At 63.5% G+C, this 13,283-nt stretch carries 21 protein-coding genes; 10 read left to right on the plus strand and 11 right to left on the minus strand.

Annotated elements, in window-relative coordinates:
- From ACR652_RS17545 to ACR652_RS17595, 11 genes are all read right to left on the minus strand, one after another.
- On the minus strand, positions 1 to 602 hold a 602-nt coding region (locus ACR652_RS17545; protein ID WP_434507772.1), incomplete at its 3' end, for a DUF7666 domain-containing protein.
- Between the two features lie 20 nt (positions 603 to 622).
- Positions 623 to 835, minus strand: coding sequence for a hypothetical protein (locus tag ACR652_RS17550; protein WP_434507773.1), 213 nt, complete (start codon positions 833 to 835; stop codon positions 623 to 625).
- Entirely contained in the window at positions 832 to 1,086 is a 255-nt protein-coding gene (locus ACR652_RS17555) for a hypothetical protein (protein WP_434507774.1), read from the minus strand. The genes ACR652_RS17550 and ACR652_RS17555 overlap by 4 nt, the downstream gene beginning before the upstream one ends.
- Positions 1,083 to 1,895: a hypothetical protein gene (locus tag ACR652_RS17560; RefSeq protein ID WP_434507775.1), complete on the minus strand. Its 813-nt coding sequence runs from the start codon at positions 1,893 to 1,895 to the stop codon at positions 1,083 to 1,085. Before ACR652_RS17560 ends, ACR652_RS17555 begins: the two co-directional genes overlap by 4 nt.
- A gap of 11 nt (positions 1,896 to 1,906) precedes the next feature.
- Positions 1,907 to 3,142: a PD-(D/E)XK nuclease-like domain-containing protein gene (locus ACR652_RS17565; RefSeq protein ID WP_434507776.1), complete on the minus strand. Its 1,236-nt coding sequence runs from the start codon at positions 3,140 to 3,142 to the stop codon at positions 1,907 to 1,909.
- On the minus strand, positions 3,139 to 3,420 hold the full coding sequence (locus tag ACR652_RS17570) for a hypothetical protein (protein ID WP_434507777.1): 282 nt from the start codon (positions 3,418 to 3,420) through the stop codon (positions 3,139 to 3,141). Before ACR652_RS17570 ends, ACR652_RS17565 begins: the two co-directional genes overlap by 4 nt.
- Positions 3,417 to 3,743: a hypothetical protein gene (locus tag ACR652_RS17575; protein ID WP_434507778.1), complete on the minus strand. Its 327-nt coding sequence runs from the start codon at positions 3,741 to 3,743 to the stop codon at positions 3,417 to 3,419. Before ACR652_RS17575 ends, ACR652_RS17570 begins: the two co-directional genes overlap by 4 nt.
- Positions 3,740 to 3,967, minus strand: coding sequence for a hypothetical protein (locus tag ACR652_RS17580; protein WP_434507779.1), 228 nt, complete (start codon positions 3,965 to 3,967; stop codon positions 3,740 to 3,742). Before ACR652_RS17580 ends, ACR652_RS17575 begins: the two co-directional genes overlap by 4 nt.
- Positions 3,964 to 4,500 carry a hypothetical protein gene (locus tag ACR652_RS17585; RefSeq protein ID WP_434507780.1) on the minus strand — a complete coding sequence of 179 codons (537 nt, stop codon included), beginning with the start codon at positions 4,498 to 4,500 and terminating at the stop codon, positions 3,964 to 3,966. The genes ACR652_RS17580 and ACR652_RS17585 overlap by 4 nt, the downstream gene beginning before the upstream one ends.
- Positions 4,500 to 4,682 (minus strand): hypothetical protein, encoded by a 183-nt coding sequence (locus ACR652_RS17590; protein WP_434507781.1) that lies wholly within the window; start codon positions 4,680 to 4,682, stop codon positions 4,500 to 4,502. Before ACR652_RS17590 ends, ACR652_RS17585 begins: the two co-directional genes overlap by 1 nt.
- Positions 4,683 to 4,756: 74 nt before the next feature.
- Positions 4,757 to 5,425, minus strand: a complete 669-nt coding sequence (locus tag ACR652_RS17595; RefSeq protein ID WP_434507782.1) for a LexA family protein — start codon at positions 5,423 to 5,425, stop codon at positions 4,757 to 4,759.
- Positions 5,426 to 5,500: 75 nt separating this feature from the next.
- Here ACR652_RS17595 and ACR652_RS17600 point away from each other — a divergent pair, with 75 nt between their 5' ends.
- The 10 genes from ACR652_RS17600 (at position 5,501) to ACR652_RS17645 (ending at position 13,283) form a co-directional block, all read left to right on the plus strand.
- On the plus strand, positions 5,501 to 5,743 hold the full coding sequence (locus ACR652_RS17600; protein ID WP_434507783.1) for a hypothetical protein: 243 nt from the start codon (positions 5,501 to 5,503) through the stop codon (positions 5,741 to 5,743).
- A 319-nt stretch (positions 5,744 to 6,062) separates the two neighbouring features.
- The gene (locus ACR652_RS17605) at positions 6,063 to 6,311 is read left to right on the plus strand and encodes a hypothetical protein (protein ID WP_434507784.1); all 249 of its coding nucleotides are present in this window, start codon (positions 6,063 to 6,065) and stop codon (positions 6,309 to 6,311) included.
- Positions 6,308 to 6,550 (plus strand): hypothetical protein, encoded by a 243-nt coding sequence (locus ACR652_RS17610; protein WP_434507785.1) that lies wholly within the window; start codon positions 6,308 to 6,310, stop codon positions 6,548 to 6,550. The genes ACR652_RS17605 and ACR652_RS17610 overlap by 4 nt, the downstream gene beginning before the upstream one ends.
- Positions 6,547 to 6,915: a hypothetical protein gene (locus ACR652_RS17615; protein WP_434507786.1), complete on the plus strand. Its 369-nt coding sequence runs from the start codon at positions 6,547 to 6,549 to the stop codon at positions 6,913 to 6,915. The genes ACR652_RS17610 and ACR652_RS17615 overlap by 4 nt, the downstream gene beginning before the upstream one ends.
- The gene (locus tag ACR652_RS17620; protein WP_434507787.1) at positions 6,908 to 7,243 is read left to right on the plus strand and encodes a hypothetical protein; all 336 of its coding nucleotides are present in this window, start codon (positions 6,908 to 6,910) and stop codon (positions 7,241 to 7,243) included. The genes ACR652_RS17615 and ACR652_RS17620 overlap by 8 nt, the downstream gene beginning before the upstream one ends.
- Positions 7,240 to 7,650: a VRR-NUC domain-containing protein gene (locus ACR652_RS17625; protein WP_434507788.1), complete on the plus strand. Its 411-nt coding sequence runs from the start codon at positions 7,240 to 7,242 to the stop codon at positions 7,648 to 7,650. Before ACR652_RS17620 ends, ACR652_RS17625 begins: the two co-directional genes overlap by 4 nt.
- Positions 7,650 to 8,282, plus strand: coding sequence for a hypothetical protein (locus ACR652_RS17630; protein ID WP_434507789.1), 633 nt, complete (start codon positions 7,650 to 7,652; stop codon positions 8,280 to 8,282). Before ACR652_RS17625 ends, ACR652_RS17630 begins: the two co-directional genes overlap by 1 nt.
- On the plus strand, positions 8,279 to 11,848 hold the full coding sequence (locus ACR652_RS17635; RefSeq protein WP_434507790.1) for a DNA methyltransferase: 3,570 nt from the start codon (positions 8,279 to 8,281) through the stop codon (positions 11,846 to 11,848). Before ACR652_RS17630 ends, ACR652_RS17635 begins: the two co-directional genes overlap by 4 nt.
- A complete protein-coding gene (locus tag ACR652_RS17640) occupies positions 11,845 to 12,348 on the plus strand; it encodes a helix-turn-helix domain-containing protein (RefSeq protein ID WP_434507791.1) in 504 nt (167 codons plus the stop codon). The genes ACR652_RS17635 and ACR652_RS17640 overlap by 4 nt, the downstream gene beginning before the upstream one ends.
- Positions 12,345 to 13,283, plus strand: a complete 939-nt coding sequence (locus ACR652_RS17645; protein ID WP_434507792.1) for a hypothetical protein — start codon at positions 12,345 to 12,347, stop codon at positions 13,281 to 13,283. The genes ACR652_RS17640 and ACR652_RS17645 overlap by 4 nt, the downstream gene beginning before the upstream one ends.

Consider the following 13,283-nt stretch of genomic DNA (forward strand, 5'->3'; position numbering starts at 1 on the left):
TAGCCGGTCGCCGAAGCCGCGCCATAATCGCCGGTCGCCGAAGCCGCGCCATAATCGCCGGTCGCCGAAGCGGCTCCCTGATAGCCGGTCGCCGAAGCCGCGCCATAATCGCCGGTCGCCGAAGCCGCGCCATAATCGCCGGTCGCCGAAGCGGCTCCCTGATAGCCGGTCGCCGAAGCCGCGCCCGCCTCGGCATCGCAATGCGATCCCTCGGCCTTCTTGACGCGCGAAAAGACCCATTCGATTGCGCGCCTGGTCAGGTCGGAAATGGAAAGCTCAAGCCCGATCGTGATCTTGGCCGACGCGATCTTGATGTCGTCGTTCGTGTCGAACGGGCCGTGCTGGACGACCTCGAAATAGCGGGACGTGCCAGGCGCGTAATAGCCGAACACTTCGAGCGGGTGTGCTTCGATCGTGCAGGCGTGAAACCCGGACGCGCAGCACTCCACGTCGCCGTCGTGCCTGAACGTCTTTTCCGGCGCGAATTGGAACCCGTTGCAGGTCAGGTCGCGGTTGAAGCCCTTGATCGACTTGATCTTGGCCGGCGCCTTCGCCTTCTTCGCCTTGCGCGGAGCCTTCGATTTGGATGCAGTCTCCGCCATTGCGGTTCCCCCTTTCGATTTCATGACAGCAACTCCCGTTGAAGCCGCTCGATCGTCGGCAGCATCACTTCGCCGCGATCGTCGGCATATTGTCGCCGAAGCGGCTGCATCCGGCCTTCGATCGTGGCCTTCTCGCGCTTCACGCGGTCGAGACAGCGGAGCAGCGTTCGCAGCTCGTCCTCGACGGTCGGTTCCTCGCCTTTGACGACGCGGAGGTTGGGGCGGGCGGTCATCGCGCATCGCCCTCCGGCACGATCATCTCGACCATTTGCGAACTGCTGCTGCAGCTTAGTGTCACGCGCTGCGCCAGCGATTGCTGGTGTGCGAGATGATCGGCGCTCCCGTCAGGCTCGGCGATGCAAACGACGCCATTGAAGTCGAAGGCGACATTTTCGCGCGCCAGGTCAGCCAAGCGCTGTGCTTCCTCGCAAGCAACAGAGAGCGCAGTGCAAGGCGCGACGTCGAGAGTAAGGCGCGCGTTCATTCCGCACCGCCTTCCGTCTCGCCGCGCTCTGCGGTCTCGACTTCGGCCGCATCCTCCGCCTCTTCGTCGATCAGCGACGACAGCCGCTTGGACGGGCCGCGCTCGTCAACGGCCGGTGGCAGCGTGTCCATGACCTCTTCGGCGATCGTGAGGCCACACAGGGCATCGGCGAAACCGTCGCGGAGAGGCCACGCGCGGGCCCGATTGAACAGCATCCGCTTGGGATATTTTATCCAGGGATCGCGACGCGCGTTGTTCCACAAGCCCGCGCGCTTGGCGTCGCGAACCGTGAACTCGCCGACATAAGGATCGGCCTGTCCCTTGCGCCAGTAGCAGACGCGGAAGCCGTAGGCGTCGGGCCATTCGCCGAGCGGGGCGTCGGGATCGAAGTTGCCAGCGCCAAGTTCCGCGGTCGTCTGCCGTTCGACCTGGCCCGTCCGCTGGACGAGAGCGGCGGCAAGGTCGCCCCAAACGCTGAACCGGCCGTTGATCGGGAGAAGTCCTGCAAGGCCAGTTTGCGGCGGAACGCCGATCTCCATCGCCTTCAGGACGCCCATCATGACGAGCTCTTTGTTGACGACGCTGGAACCGCGCTCCTTGAAGGCGTCGGGCACGATACCACCGACGATCAAGCCCTGGGCGTAGCGCGCGGCCTCTTCGATGCTTCGCGGCATGATCGGCAACACCCCGCCCTCATGGGCGACCAGCTGGGCTTTCGGCTGCTGGACAGCCGGAACGCCGGAGCGCTCGGCTTCTTCCGCCACAGACGCCGGAACGTCATGCGCGATATCGGTTGCGGGATGATCCATTTCGTTCTCCATCAGATTTCGGTGGCGCTCGCCGGAAGGTCTTCATCGGCGAGGTCGTAGATCGGGCGCACGTCGACCCAAGGATCGGTGCCGAAGGTCTCGCTGAACTGGCGGAAGCGGCGCTTCTGCTGGCGAACGATCTCGTCGGTGACCATGCGGGTCGTACCGGCGAGCGGATAGAAGACGCCGCGCGTGACCGGCGCGTCACCCTTCTGCTGGAATACCCAAAGCCATTCGAGGTCGGTTTGAGCGGCCCATTTGAGGGTCCATTCGGCGATCGCGTCGTCGCCAGACTGATTGTGAAGGTGGATCGCCCTGCGACCGACTTCCTTCACCAGCCGCCGAACGATCTCGACGCCTTCGGCATAGACGCTCGGCTGGATATTGTAGTGGTAGGAGGCGATCTCGAAGCGGATCGCCTGCTCGAGACTCCGTTCCCGCTGATTGGCGATGCTCTTCAAGTCGACGATCGCGCGCAGCTTCAGATAATCGACCCGCGCCTTCATCGGGACGCCGGTTCGCGGGCACGTCCAGATGAGAACGACTTCGGGATAACCGTCGCGGAAGGCGTGGCGGACCTCCGGATCGTCGTCGATCATCTTCGCAGCGATCTCGATCTGCTCGAAAGCTTCGCGGCTGATGAAGTTCTTGCCCTGGTGCGCGGCGCGGTGCCGCTCCTGCATCACGTCCAGGATCTTGGCGGCGGGGTCGATATCGAGCAGCTGCGCGATCCAGTCCGCCTTTTTCGCGGTCCGCATATACTCCCCGCCATTGTCGGGAAGCTGGTCCGGAACCTTGGCGACGGGCTTTTCGCCGGCGCCGGTTATCGCCGCCTTGATCTGGTCGGTATGGACAAGCGCGTCGGCGCATTCCTCTTCCGACAGGTCGATGGCGAAGCGGCGGTCGAACTCGTCGCGCCCTTCCATGATCCGGCAATGGTAAGCCTTGCCGACGACCTGGTGCTGACGTTCTTCGAGCGCGCGTTCGGCTTCCGCCTTGTGGCGCTTCGCCGACAGCCATGACGCGCGCGCCCAGAACAGCATGGGCGAAGAGGCAAGGTGCTTGATTCCATGTGACGAGAGCGCCGGCAGCGCGTGGTATTCCTCTTCGGGCATTCCGAAGTAGATGCCGGGCGGCGGCAGGTCCGGCGTTTCCGGAAGGACGGGCGGATAGAACAATCCGACTGGCGCGTCCTTTCGAGCGTCGTCGCCGATGCACTCGGCAACGGTTTCCATTTCCCAAGTCACTGTTGATCGTCGGGAGCGGCTTTCGGTTCGCCGCCCCCGTCCCTGCTGGAAGCTTTGACCGTGAAGGTGAAGGTCGCCTGACCTCCCCGCTCGCTCACAGTGATAACGTTGCCGGTGACGTCGGCTTTGAGCAGCGGCTCGTTGTCGTTCACGAGCGCGGCAAGAATGCTGGCCAGCGACTTTTCCTGAATGCGATTGAGGTCGGCGCGAAGCACTTCCGGCTCGACAGAAACGGCGGGAAGGCCAAGCGCGGCGAGCATGGCTGCGGTGTCGCTCATTCCTCGCCTCCGAAGAGAATCCAGCGCAGGCGCAGGGCGTTGAACCGCTTCAAGGTCCGCGCTTCGCCCATTGTGCCGGCGAGTTGGCGGTCGAGCTGGTCGTATTCCCGCTCTTCCGCATCGGTTAGCGGCGCGGCCGGAACGAGGTCGGAGGCAGGAACCAGGCGTTCGTTCGTCGTGCCCATGAAGCGCACGGGAATCGCGCGCTGGCGACGGCCGGCGATGACCGCGAGATGCGGCTTTCCCCATGGAACGACGCGGTGCGCCTTGGCGGCTCCGTCTCCGTTTTCGATCCAGAGCGCGTGATTGGTCTCGCCGATCATGCGGCTTTCCCCAGCCGCGCGCGTTCCGTGAAAACGTGACGCGCAGGCTCGATTTCATAGCCGAGCGCTTTCAGGCACTTCTTGCAGGTGACCTCTTCGTCGCGGTCCGTCATTTCGACGTCGCGCTCGCAATCGGCGACCGCGTCGCGGCCCGCCTGGTTCTCGCAAAGCGGCTGGAAGATCGTGTCGTAGAAGACTTCGACCTGGTAATGGACGACGCTCATGCCGCCGCTCCGATCGGGCGGGCGGGCGTCAAGGCGTCCGCAAGCCGTTCAAGCCCCCGCAGCCCTTCGACCGAGCTGGCGACGGCGTGGAAATCATCGCTTTCGTCGAGCAGCGGAAGCAGTACCGTTAGTTCGGCAATCGCGTTGGTGACGGCCGACCGCGCGCTGGCCTGGAGCCTCTGGCGTTTGTCCCGCCGCTTCGTCTCTTCCGGCAGCTCGTGGCCGGTGTAGGAAGGCGCGTTCCGCGTCTCCGCGACCGGATCGTGACCGGCCTTATATTCGCGCATCGACGCGGCGATCATTTCGGCCTGCGTCGACTTTCGAAGCTCCGTCTCGCGCTTGTCCTTGTCGATCCGGCCGGCGTCGAAATCGGCCAGGGCGCGCCGGCGGTTTGTGTCCGCCCATTGGCAAACGAGATCGGGAGCCGAACCGTCGCGGCCGACGAGCAGGAAATAGGGCTCGTTGGGGCGAAGCGTCGTCAGCGCATCGAACTCGCCGGGCGCTTCCAGCGTGTTGATAAGGTCGCCGCTCATTAAAACGCGATCCAGAGCGCGACCGAGACGACGGCCATGGCGAGAATGAAAGCCTTGCAGGCCATGTCCAGCCACCACGGCGGGCCGCTAATCGGGCGATGCCGGTGAGGCGTCCAATTGCCGGTCGCGCGGTTGTCGTTGAACGCGCGGGCGCCGCGGTGAAGGGGGCTGATCTGGGCCATGAACGTCGATCCTTTCGACGTCCATAAAGCATATCAGAATATGCTAGGCAAGCACTTTTTCACATTCCGATATGCTAATGCATTCGCGGCCTGTAGTCTCCGATCACAAGGCCTTTAATCTCTATCGAGTTCACTTCTTTGGGCGGATTATCGACGTTCATCGGTTGCTGATGCTCCGGTTTCGTCGAGCGTGGCCAAAGCCATCGCCGGCCCTCTTCGTCGACTCGCAGCTCCTTGACCGTCGCTTCGGTTTTGCCGTCGCGATGTTGGGCATAGACAATCACATGGTCGCTATCGCGCGGCGGTCGCGAGTCGAGAACGTCCACCCAGATGACGACGGCGCCGGGCTTATATTCCAGGTCCATGCTGAAACCGCGGACCTCGAGCGCCTTCGCCTTGCGCCGGAACCGATCGGGCACCGGCACATCGAGCGGATACCATTGGGAACGGTCCCATTCCACGGCCTCTCGAAAGGATCCTGCTTCGACGTGTCCCGATACCCAAATGGACGTTGGCGACGGCGGTTCCGGAGCATCGCCGCTCAATCTCCAGGTCGGAACTTCGGCCGTCCGCGCCAGCTTGCCATAAGTTCGCGGGTCCAGTGCGTTGGAATGGCCGTTGAGGAAATTGTAGATGGAGTTCTTGTCGACGCCTGAATCCTTGGCCCAGCGCGCGATCTTCAATTCATTATCGGCGATGAATTTCCGCAAAATTTCGCGGCGCTCGTCTGGCGTTTTCTCCATCCGCGGAGAGTAGCGACGCCGTAGCACATCCCGATATGAATTTCGCGCTTGCGTAGCATATTGGGATATGCTTATTTGCGCGACATGGTCACAGACTTCATCGAGCGCGTCCGCGCGGCACTCAAACAGCCTAACGTCACTGCTTACGGGCTCGCAAAGAAGGCCGGACTTCATCGCAACACCCTGTACGGGGCCGATCGGGAGGAATGGAATCCGACCGCCGCGGTGCTGACAAAGCTCGAACCGCATATCGAGGCGATCGAGCGCGGAGAATGGGAAGAGCCGCCGCACGACGAGCCGGAACAGGCGGCGGCATGATGGCCTTTCGCTCTCGCCTCACCATCCACCCTCGCGCGCTGGCGGACTGCTAGGCCGTGGCGGCGGGGTGGATCATCGCTGCAATCGCCGCCGGGACGATTTCCGGCGTCTGGGCATTGTCGTGGCGTCTCGCGCGGCGCGGCGAGCGTCCTGGCCTCGCGCCACTGTCGGTGTTCGGAGATTTTCCGGCTGTCCCCAAGGAGGCGATGGGCCGGCGAAACTCTATGCCGGGGGTGGGGAGCGGCGGAGCAAAGGCCGGCCCATCGGGTACGCGCACTAATCAGCCACTGAATCGCACTCATGGCGGGAGCGGCATATAATGGCGTCCTCCCCGAATATCTTCGGTAAAGCGCAAGCAGACGTTCTTGCCGAAACCGGCACCGCGCTCCTTCAAATCAAGAATAGCCGCCGCCTCACGCTCGAGGACATGGCGCGCGTTCTCGGGCGCACTGACGACATGGTCGCGAAATACATCGCTGGCGAAGCGGAGATGGGCTTCGTCGCCTTCCGCCGCGCAAGCGAAGCTTGGCCCGAACTTACCGAGAAACTGAACGGAGGCGCGGAATGAGCAGCCTTGTCCGCCGCATTCACCTTCGCCTGATGGAAAAGCGCGGCGTCGAGCCTGATCGACGTCGCCCGCGCTATCGGGATGGAAGGATTGTCGGCTTCTGTACGCCACTTCCGTCCGGCAAGCGGGCACCGGAAATCGTGCGCCGCAAATTCGGCGAGCAGCCGGTTTCCCGCGGCTCACGTCGCGGCAAGCGGAACGCTGCCTACATCGCGCGGCGGAAGGCGCTGGCATCATGAGCCTCCGCAGCTTCATCAACCGCGCGCTCGGCCGGTCCAAGCCGATCTCTATCGACCTTATGCCTCCGCCCGGTTCGCGCGCGACCGACGATTGGCAGGCCGGCGACCTTGGCGAGTGTGTAGACGACGGTCCGTGGTCCTTCATGGGAGCGTATCCGATGGATGGCCCGAAGAAGGGCGCGCTGGTTCGCGTGACCGCTGTCAGCATCGTCTTCGGCTTCGACGCGCTCGCTCTCGAAGGCTTGCCGCACTGGTGGCAGGCAAGCGCCTTCCGCAAGCTCCGGCCGAACCAGGCGGAGGGAAGCCGCAAGGCCTGGAGCGACCTCACGAAAAAGCACCGCGCGAAGGAGCCGGCGCATGGCTGACCTTCTCGACATCATCGCCGACGTCGAGCGGCGCTATCCGGTCGAGGCGGGTTTCAAGCGCACGGATACGTCGCGGGAAGCCGCCCAAGGGATCGACGCGAAAACGCTCCGGGCCAAAGTCCTTGCGACGATCAGCCTCCACGGTCCGCTCACGGCGGACGAAGCCGCCGCACGGCTGAATATGTCAATCCTCTCCATCCGGCCGCGCTGCACGGAACTGCGCGAATTGGGCAAGCTCGAAGACAGTGGCGAGCGTCGGCTTAACGCCAGCGGCCGCAAGGCGATCGTGTGGCGGCTTCCGGTTGCCGAGATGAGGCTGGCGGCATGAACGTGCTGCCGCTCCCCTCCGAGCGCCAGGTTCAGCGCCTCATCCTGCGGATGATTGGTGTCTGTTTTCCATCTGTCTTCGTCACGGCAATCCCGAACGGCGCGCATCTCGCCGGCAATGCGACCGCGCGCTTCAAGCAGATCGGCGCACTCAAAGGCGACGGCATGAAGGTCGGGATGCCCGATCTCCTCATTCTCTGGCCGTTCAACCAGGGCGCGTTCATCGAAGTGAAGCGGCCGAAGACCGGACGCCTTTCGGAAGAACAGAAGGCCGTTCACGCGGTCCTGACCGGTCTCGGCTGGCCGGTTGCGACCGTGAACAGTCCCGATAACGCCTATCGCTTTCTTCGCGACCAGGGCGCGCCGTGGAGCGGTGTCGAGTGGGTCCCCCTCGAGAGTGCCTCCTGATGCCGCGCTCCACCCAGCAGCAAGCCGACTATGCGGCCAAGCTCGACCGCTTCGCGGAGTTGTTGTCGCTCGACATTCCGATGCCGTTGATTGCGCAGCGCCTCGGAACCAGCCGGGGGGGGGGTGCACAATATGCTCTCCGACCTCCGCGCCAAATATGGGTGGCAGGCGCAATGACCTGGCAGACGATGGACACAGCGCCGCGCGACGGCTCCCGCATCATCGGCTGGTTCAAGGACCGCGCGATCGTCGTTTTCTGGCGCAGCGGGCCGAAGTGGGAAAAGAACCACAACTACGGCAGGCGCACAAACGGGACCATTTGGTACTGGTCCGACGGCTACAGTCGATATCCCGAGCCCGATTGCTGGCAACCGCAGCCTGACCCTCCGGCCGGGGCAGTGGCCGCTCCGCCATGGAAGCCGACGCCGCCGAAGCCGGAAAACAGGGTCATTCGTTCGCCGGCCGCGCGTCGCCGTCTTGTTGAGCAGAAGGCCGAGCCGCAATTCATCGAAAGGAAGTCGCCTATCGCTTGCGAGCCGATGTGGTGTGACCAGTGCCAGCAGAGAGTTTTCAGCGACCAAACTGCAGCCTGCACCTCACCATTCTGCAAGGCGAAGGAAAAGGCGGCATGAGCCGCGACGATCCAACCGCGGCGGACGCCTATCGCACCTTCCTTGAAGCGAAGATCGCAACGCCGCCCTCGCTTGGCCTGCCGTGCGAGCTCGACGAGGTCCGGTCGCACCTGACCGACGGCCGGCCGATGAAGGAGCATGTCCGCCATATCGTCCGCTGGGCGGTCCAGGGCGGGCGCAGGGGCATCTTTGCCGCCTTCGGCCTCCACAAGACGATGATCCAGCTTGAAATCGGGCGGCTCATCACGACGAAGACCGGCTGTCTTGGCCTGATCGTCCTGCCGCTCGGCGTCCGCCGCGAGTTCCTGATCGACGCCGCCCTGCTCGATATCAAGGTTGCATTCGTCAAATCGGATGCGGAGATCGATGCGATGCGGCCGGACGATGATATCGAGCCGCCGATCTTCCTCACCAATTATGAAAGCGTCCGCGAAGGCAAGATCACTCTTTCGCGCTTCGGCTGGACCTCGCTCGACGAAGCGGCGGTGCTGCGCTCCTACGGCTCGAAAACCTATCAAGAGTTCCTGCCGCTCTTCGCCAACGTGCCCTACCGCCATGTCGCGACGGCCACGCCGTCTCCGAACCGCTACAAGGAGCTGATTCATTACGCTGGGTTCCTCGGCATCATGGACACCGGCCAGGCGCTCACCCGCTTCTTCCAGCGCAACAGCGAGAAGGCGAACGACCTCACCCTCTACCCGCACAAGGAAGCGGAGTTTTGGCTGTGGCTGAACAGCTGGGGCGTGTTCCTGCAGAAGCCGTCCGATCTCGGCTTTTCCGATGAGGGTTACGATCTCCCGCCGCTCACGGTGCGCTGGCACGAGGTCGAGACCGATATTGCCGGCGACGTCGTGGAAGCGAACGGCCAGCACCGGCTGATGCGAGACGCCGCGATCGGCGTTGTCGATGCGGCCCGCGAAAAGAGGCGGACCATCGACGGCCGCATCGCCAAGGCGACCGAGATCGTGACGGCCGGCCGGAAGCGCGGCGATCATTTCATTGTCTGGCACGATCTCGAGGACGAACGGAAGGCAATCACGGCGGCGTTGCCGGAAGCAAAAGCCGTCTTCGGCACACAGAAGCTCGAGGATCGCGAGACCATCGTCGGCGACTTCGCGGACGGCCGCATTCCGATTCTCGCCGCCAAGCCGGTCATGCTCGGCTCCGGCCCGAACCTTCAGCGGCACTGTCACCGGATGGCGTTCGTCGGTGCCAGCTTCAAGTTCAACGACGTAATCCAGGCGATTCACCGGCTGCAGCGTTTCCAGCAGGAGCATCCGGTCGAGGTCGATTTCATCCACGCCGATACAGAGCGCGAAGTCGTCCGCAGTTTCCAGCACAAATGGGACGCCGATGAGGAGCTCCGGCAGCGAATGAGCGTAATCATCCGCGAATATGGCCTCAATCATGACGCCGCCGCGGAGACCTTGAAGCGCACCATCGGCTGCGAGCGCGCGCAAGAGGCAGGCGATCTCTGGCGCATGGTGAACAACGATTGCGTGGACGAGGTCCGCCGTCTCGCCGACGACAGCGTTGACCTGGTGGTGACATCGATCCCGTTCGGCAATCACTACGAGTACAGCGCCAGCTACAACGATTTCGGCCATACCGACGATCACGGCCACTTTTTCGAGCAGATGGACTTCCTCACGCCGCAACTGCTCCGGATCCTGAAGCCGGGCCGGATCGCCGCCGTTCACGTCAAGGACCGCATCCGGTTCGCATCCGTGACGGGCATGACGCGCCCGACCGTCGAGCCCTTCCACGCCGACACGATCGCGCACTTTCAGCGCCACGGCTTCGGCTACATGGGCCTGCGTTTCATCGCGACGGACGTCGTTCGCGAGAACAATCAGACCTATCGCCTGACCTACAAGGAGCTCCGCAAGGACAGCTCGAAAATGGGCAGCGGCTCTCCGGAGTTCCTGCTCCTGTTCTTCAAGCTGCCGACGGATCGCTCCAATGGCTATGCCGACGAGCCGGTCACGAAGAGCGAGGACGAGTATAGCCTCGCCCGCTGGCAGATCGATGCCGACGCCTTGTGGCGGTCGTCCGGAGACCGGCCGGTCGGCGCCGCCGACATGGCGCTGCTGTCGCCCGACGCGCTCGCCAGGCTGTTTCCGGCATGGTCCGTCCAGGACGTCTACGATCACGAGGCGCACGTCGCGATCGGCGAAGCGCTGGCGGAGCGCAAGGCGCTCCCGAAGACCTTCTCCGTCCTGAAACCCGGCTGCATTCGCGACGACGTCTGGACCGATATCGTTCGGATGCGGACGCTCAATTCGGAGCAGAGCCGCAGGCGCGTGGAAGCTCACATTTGCCTGGCCCGAGGTTCGCGTGTCCTGATTCGGGGTCGCGGCTACGTGCCGATCGAAGAAGTTCACGTCGGTTGGCAGGCTCTTACGCACATGGGCCGCTGGCGCCTGGTTGAGGCCGTAGCCTGCACAGGCGTTCGTCCGGTCGTGACGCTGAAAGCGCAGGGTGTTCCGGGCCTCACCCTCACACCGGATCACAGGCTTTGGGCGCGTAAATCGAGGAGAGTCCGTGAGCGCGAAGGCGCGGAATATGTCGAACCGGAATGGATAGAAGCGGCCGACACGCTCGGCGCCTACGTTAACCAGAAGCTTCCGCCAATTGGCGAACAAGACCTTTACGAAGCCCCGCGCCTCGACGAGCGGGATTGGTGGATTGTCGGGCGGTGGCTGGCCGATGGGCATCTGGACACCCGCAAGGGCATCCACATCTCGTGCGGCCATCATGAGCGCGATGAGCTAGTTGCTCGCCTTGGTGAGTTGGCTGGCCAGATCGTCGACACGGGAACGGCCATTCAGATTCGCGTGAAAGCGGGGCCGCTGCTCCGGGCAACGATAAGGCTTTGCGGATCAGGCGCTTCAACTAAGCATCTGCCGCCGCCCGCGTTTGAAGTTTCCAACGAACTGTCGGCCGCGCTGCTCGACGGATATCTATCCGGTGACGGACATTTCCGCGAAGATCGCGGTCGCTGGATGGCCAGCAGCGTCAGTCGAGACTTGCTGCTCGGTATTTCGCTCCTGGTTCAGCGCGTCCATGGCGCCATTGCTACCGTCCACCCTGGTCGCGGCGAGCGCGATAGCATTATCCAAGGTAGAGCCGTTCATTGTCGACAAGAATGGGCCCTCTCATTCGACGTGCCAGCAGACAGGCGAAAGAAGTCGTTCGTTCTCGATGATGGCGCGTGGAAAAAGGTCCGTAGCATCGAAGTTGCTGGCGAGGCCGAGACGTGGTGCCTGCAGGTTGCCGAGGATGCGAGCTTCACGGCCGAAGGCTGCATCGTAAAAAATTGTCCTCTGCAGTTCGACATCGTCGACCGGGCGATCCGGCTCTACTCCAATCCCGGCGAGCTCGTGTTCGATCCTTTCGCCGGCCTTGGCACCGTGCCGATGCGCGCGGTGAAGCTGGGACGGCGCGGATATGGCGTCGAATTGAACGCCGATAGCTACACGGACGCGGTTCACTATTGCCGCCAGGCGGAAGCGGAAAAGGCGGTGCCGTCGCTGTTCGAGCTGATGAACGCGGAGGCCGCATGATCGCCGTGCATCTCGAGCCGAGAGGATTGAAGCCGGATGCCAAGCCGGTCGCCGACTTCGGCCGCGTCGCATCGGACAAGGACAACGCGGCCACCGGGTCGCAGCGGCTCCTAATCGCGATCCTGACCGCCGCAGGCACTCCGCCGCCGGAGAAGCCGCGCCTCGTCACGCAAGAGGTGAAACCGCGGCGAATCCGCGATTATATTTTCATCAACGCCGAGCAGCCGATCGCGCATATCCAGCGCATCGTCGCCAAGTTCTACGGCATCGACCTCATTGAAATGACGAGCCGCCGGAGGGCGCTAGAGTATTCTCGGCCGCGCCAGGTCGCGATGTATCTCACCGCCAAGACCACGCCGCAGTCCCTCCCTGCCATCGGCCGACGCTTCGAACGCGACCACACGACGGTCCTCCACGCGATCCGGCGGATTGAAAGCCTGATGGCCAGGGATTTGGCTTTCGCGGCCGACGTCGCCCGTCTCCGCGAGGCGCTGTCATGAGCCGGTGGCTGCGCTGGTACGAGGGCACATGCGAGGACGGCAAGTTTCGCGTCGTCGCCCGAAAGGCCGGCACGCACCTGTCACGCGTGACAAACCGTGACGTCACGGTCACCGTGCGTGACGTGATCGCACTTTGGGCCTTCATGCTCGAAGATGCGGCCCATTTGGACCATCGCGGGACGTGCGAACGCGACGAAGAGTTCATGGCCGGGGTGCTCGATTTCGACGATGGAATGGTCCCCGCGATCCTTCACGCGATGGAGGCTGTTGACCTTATCGAGCGCTCGGAAAGCGGAATAACCCTCTGTAATTTCGACAAAAGGCAATTCGAGAGCGACGCCGATCCGACCGCCACGGAGCGCCAGCGGCGCAAGCGCGCCAAGGACCGGAAAACAAAGGAACGTGACAAAAGCGTGAGTAACGGGCGTGTCACGCGTGACTCACGCACCCCAGAAACAGAGACAGAGTCAGAAGATAAACCCCCCATAGCCCCCCCGGGGGGCAAGGGTGTGAAGTCGATCATTCCTGAAGGCTGGACGCCGCCTCCTGTCGTCGAGCTCCCGCCACGCGCCAAGGCCTGCGCCGAGAAATGGACGGAAGCCAGCTACGCCACCGAGGGCGAGGCGTTCGCCTGCTACTGGCGATCCGAGCGCAAGATGAAGGCCGACTGGCGCGGCACTTGGGCGAACCGGGTGATTGCCCGCCACGAAGCGGTGATGCGTGCCCAGAAGTTCGGCAACGCGCCTCCTGAACCGAAGAAAGCCCCACTGTCGGAAGAGGAACAACGGCTGCAGGCGCCGTCGACCATCGCCTTCTACGAGCGGATCGGGAAACCGGACCTGGCCGACGAAGTGCGCAGGAAGTGGAACATTCCGATCGGGAAGGTAGCGGGCGAAATCGTGAAGGATGCCGAGAGACGGACGGCGGCGGGGTAA

Origin of the sequence: Methylocystis sp., from assembly GCF_051061225.1 — a bacterium.
GTDB lineage: Bacteria > Pseudomonadota > Alphaproteobacteria > Rhizobiales > Beijerinckiaceae > Methylocystis.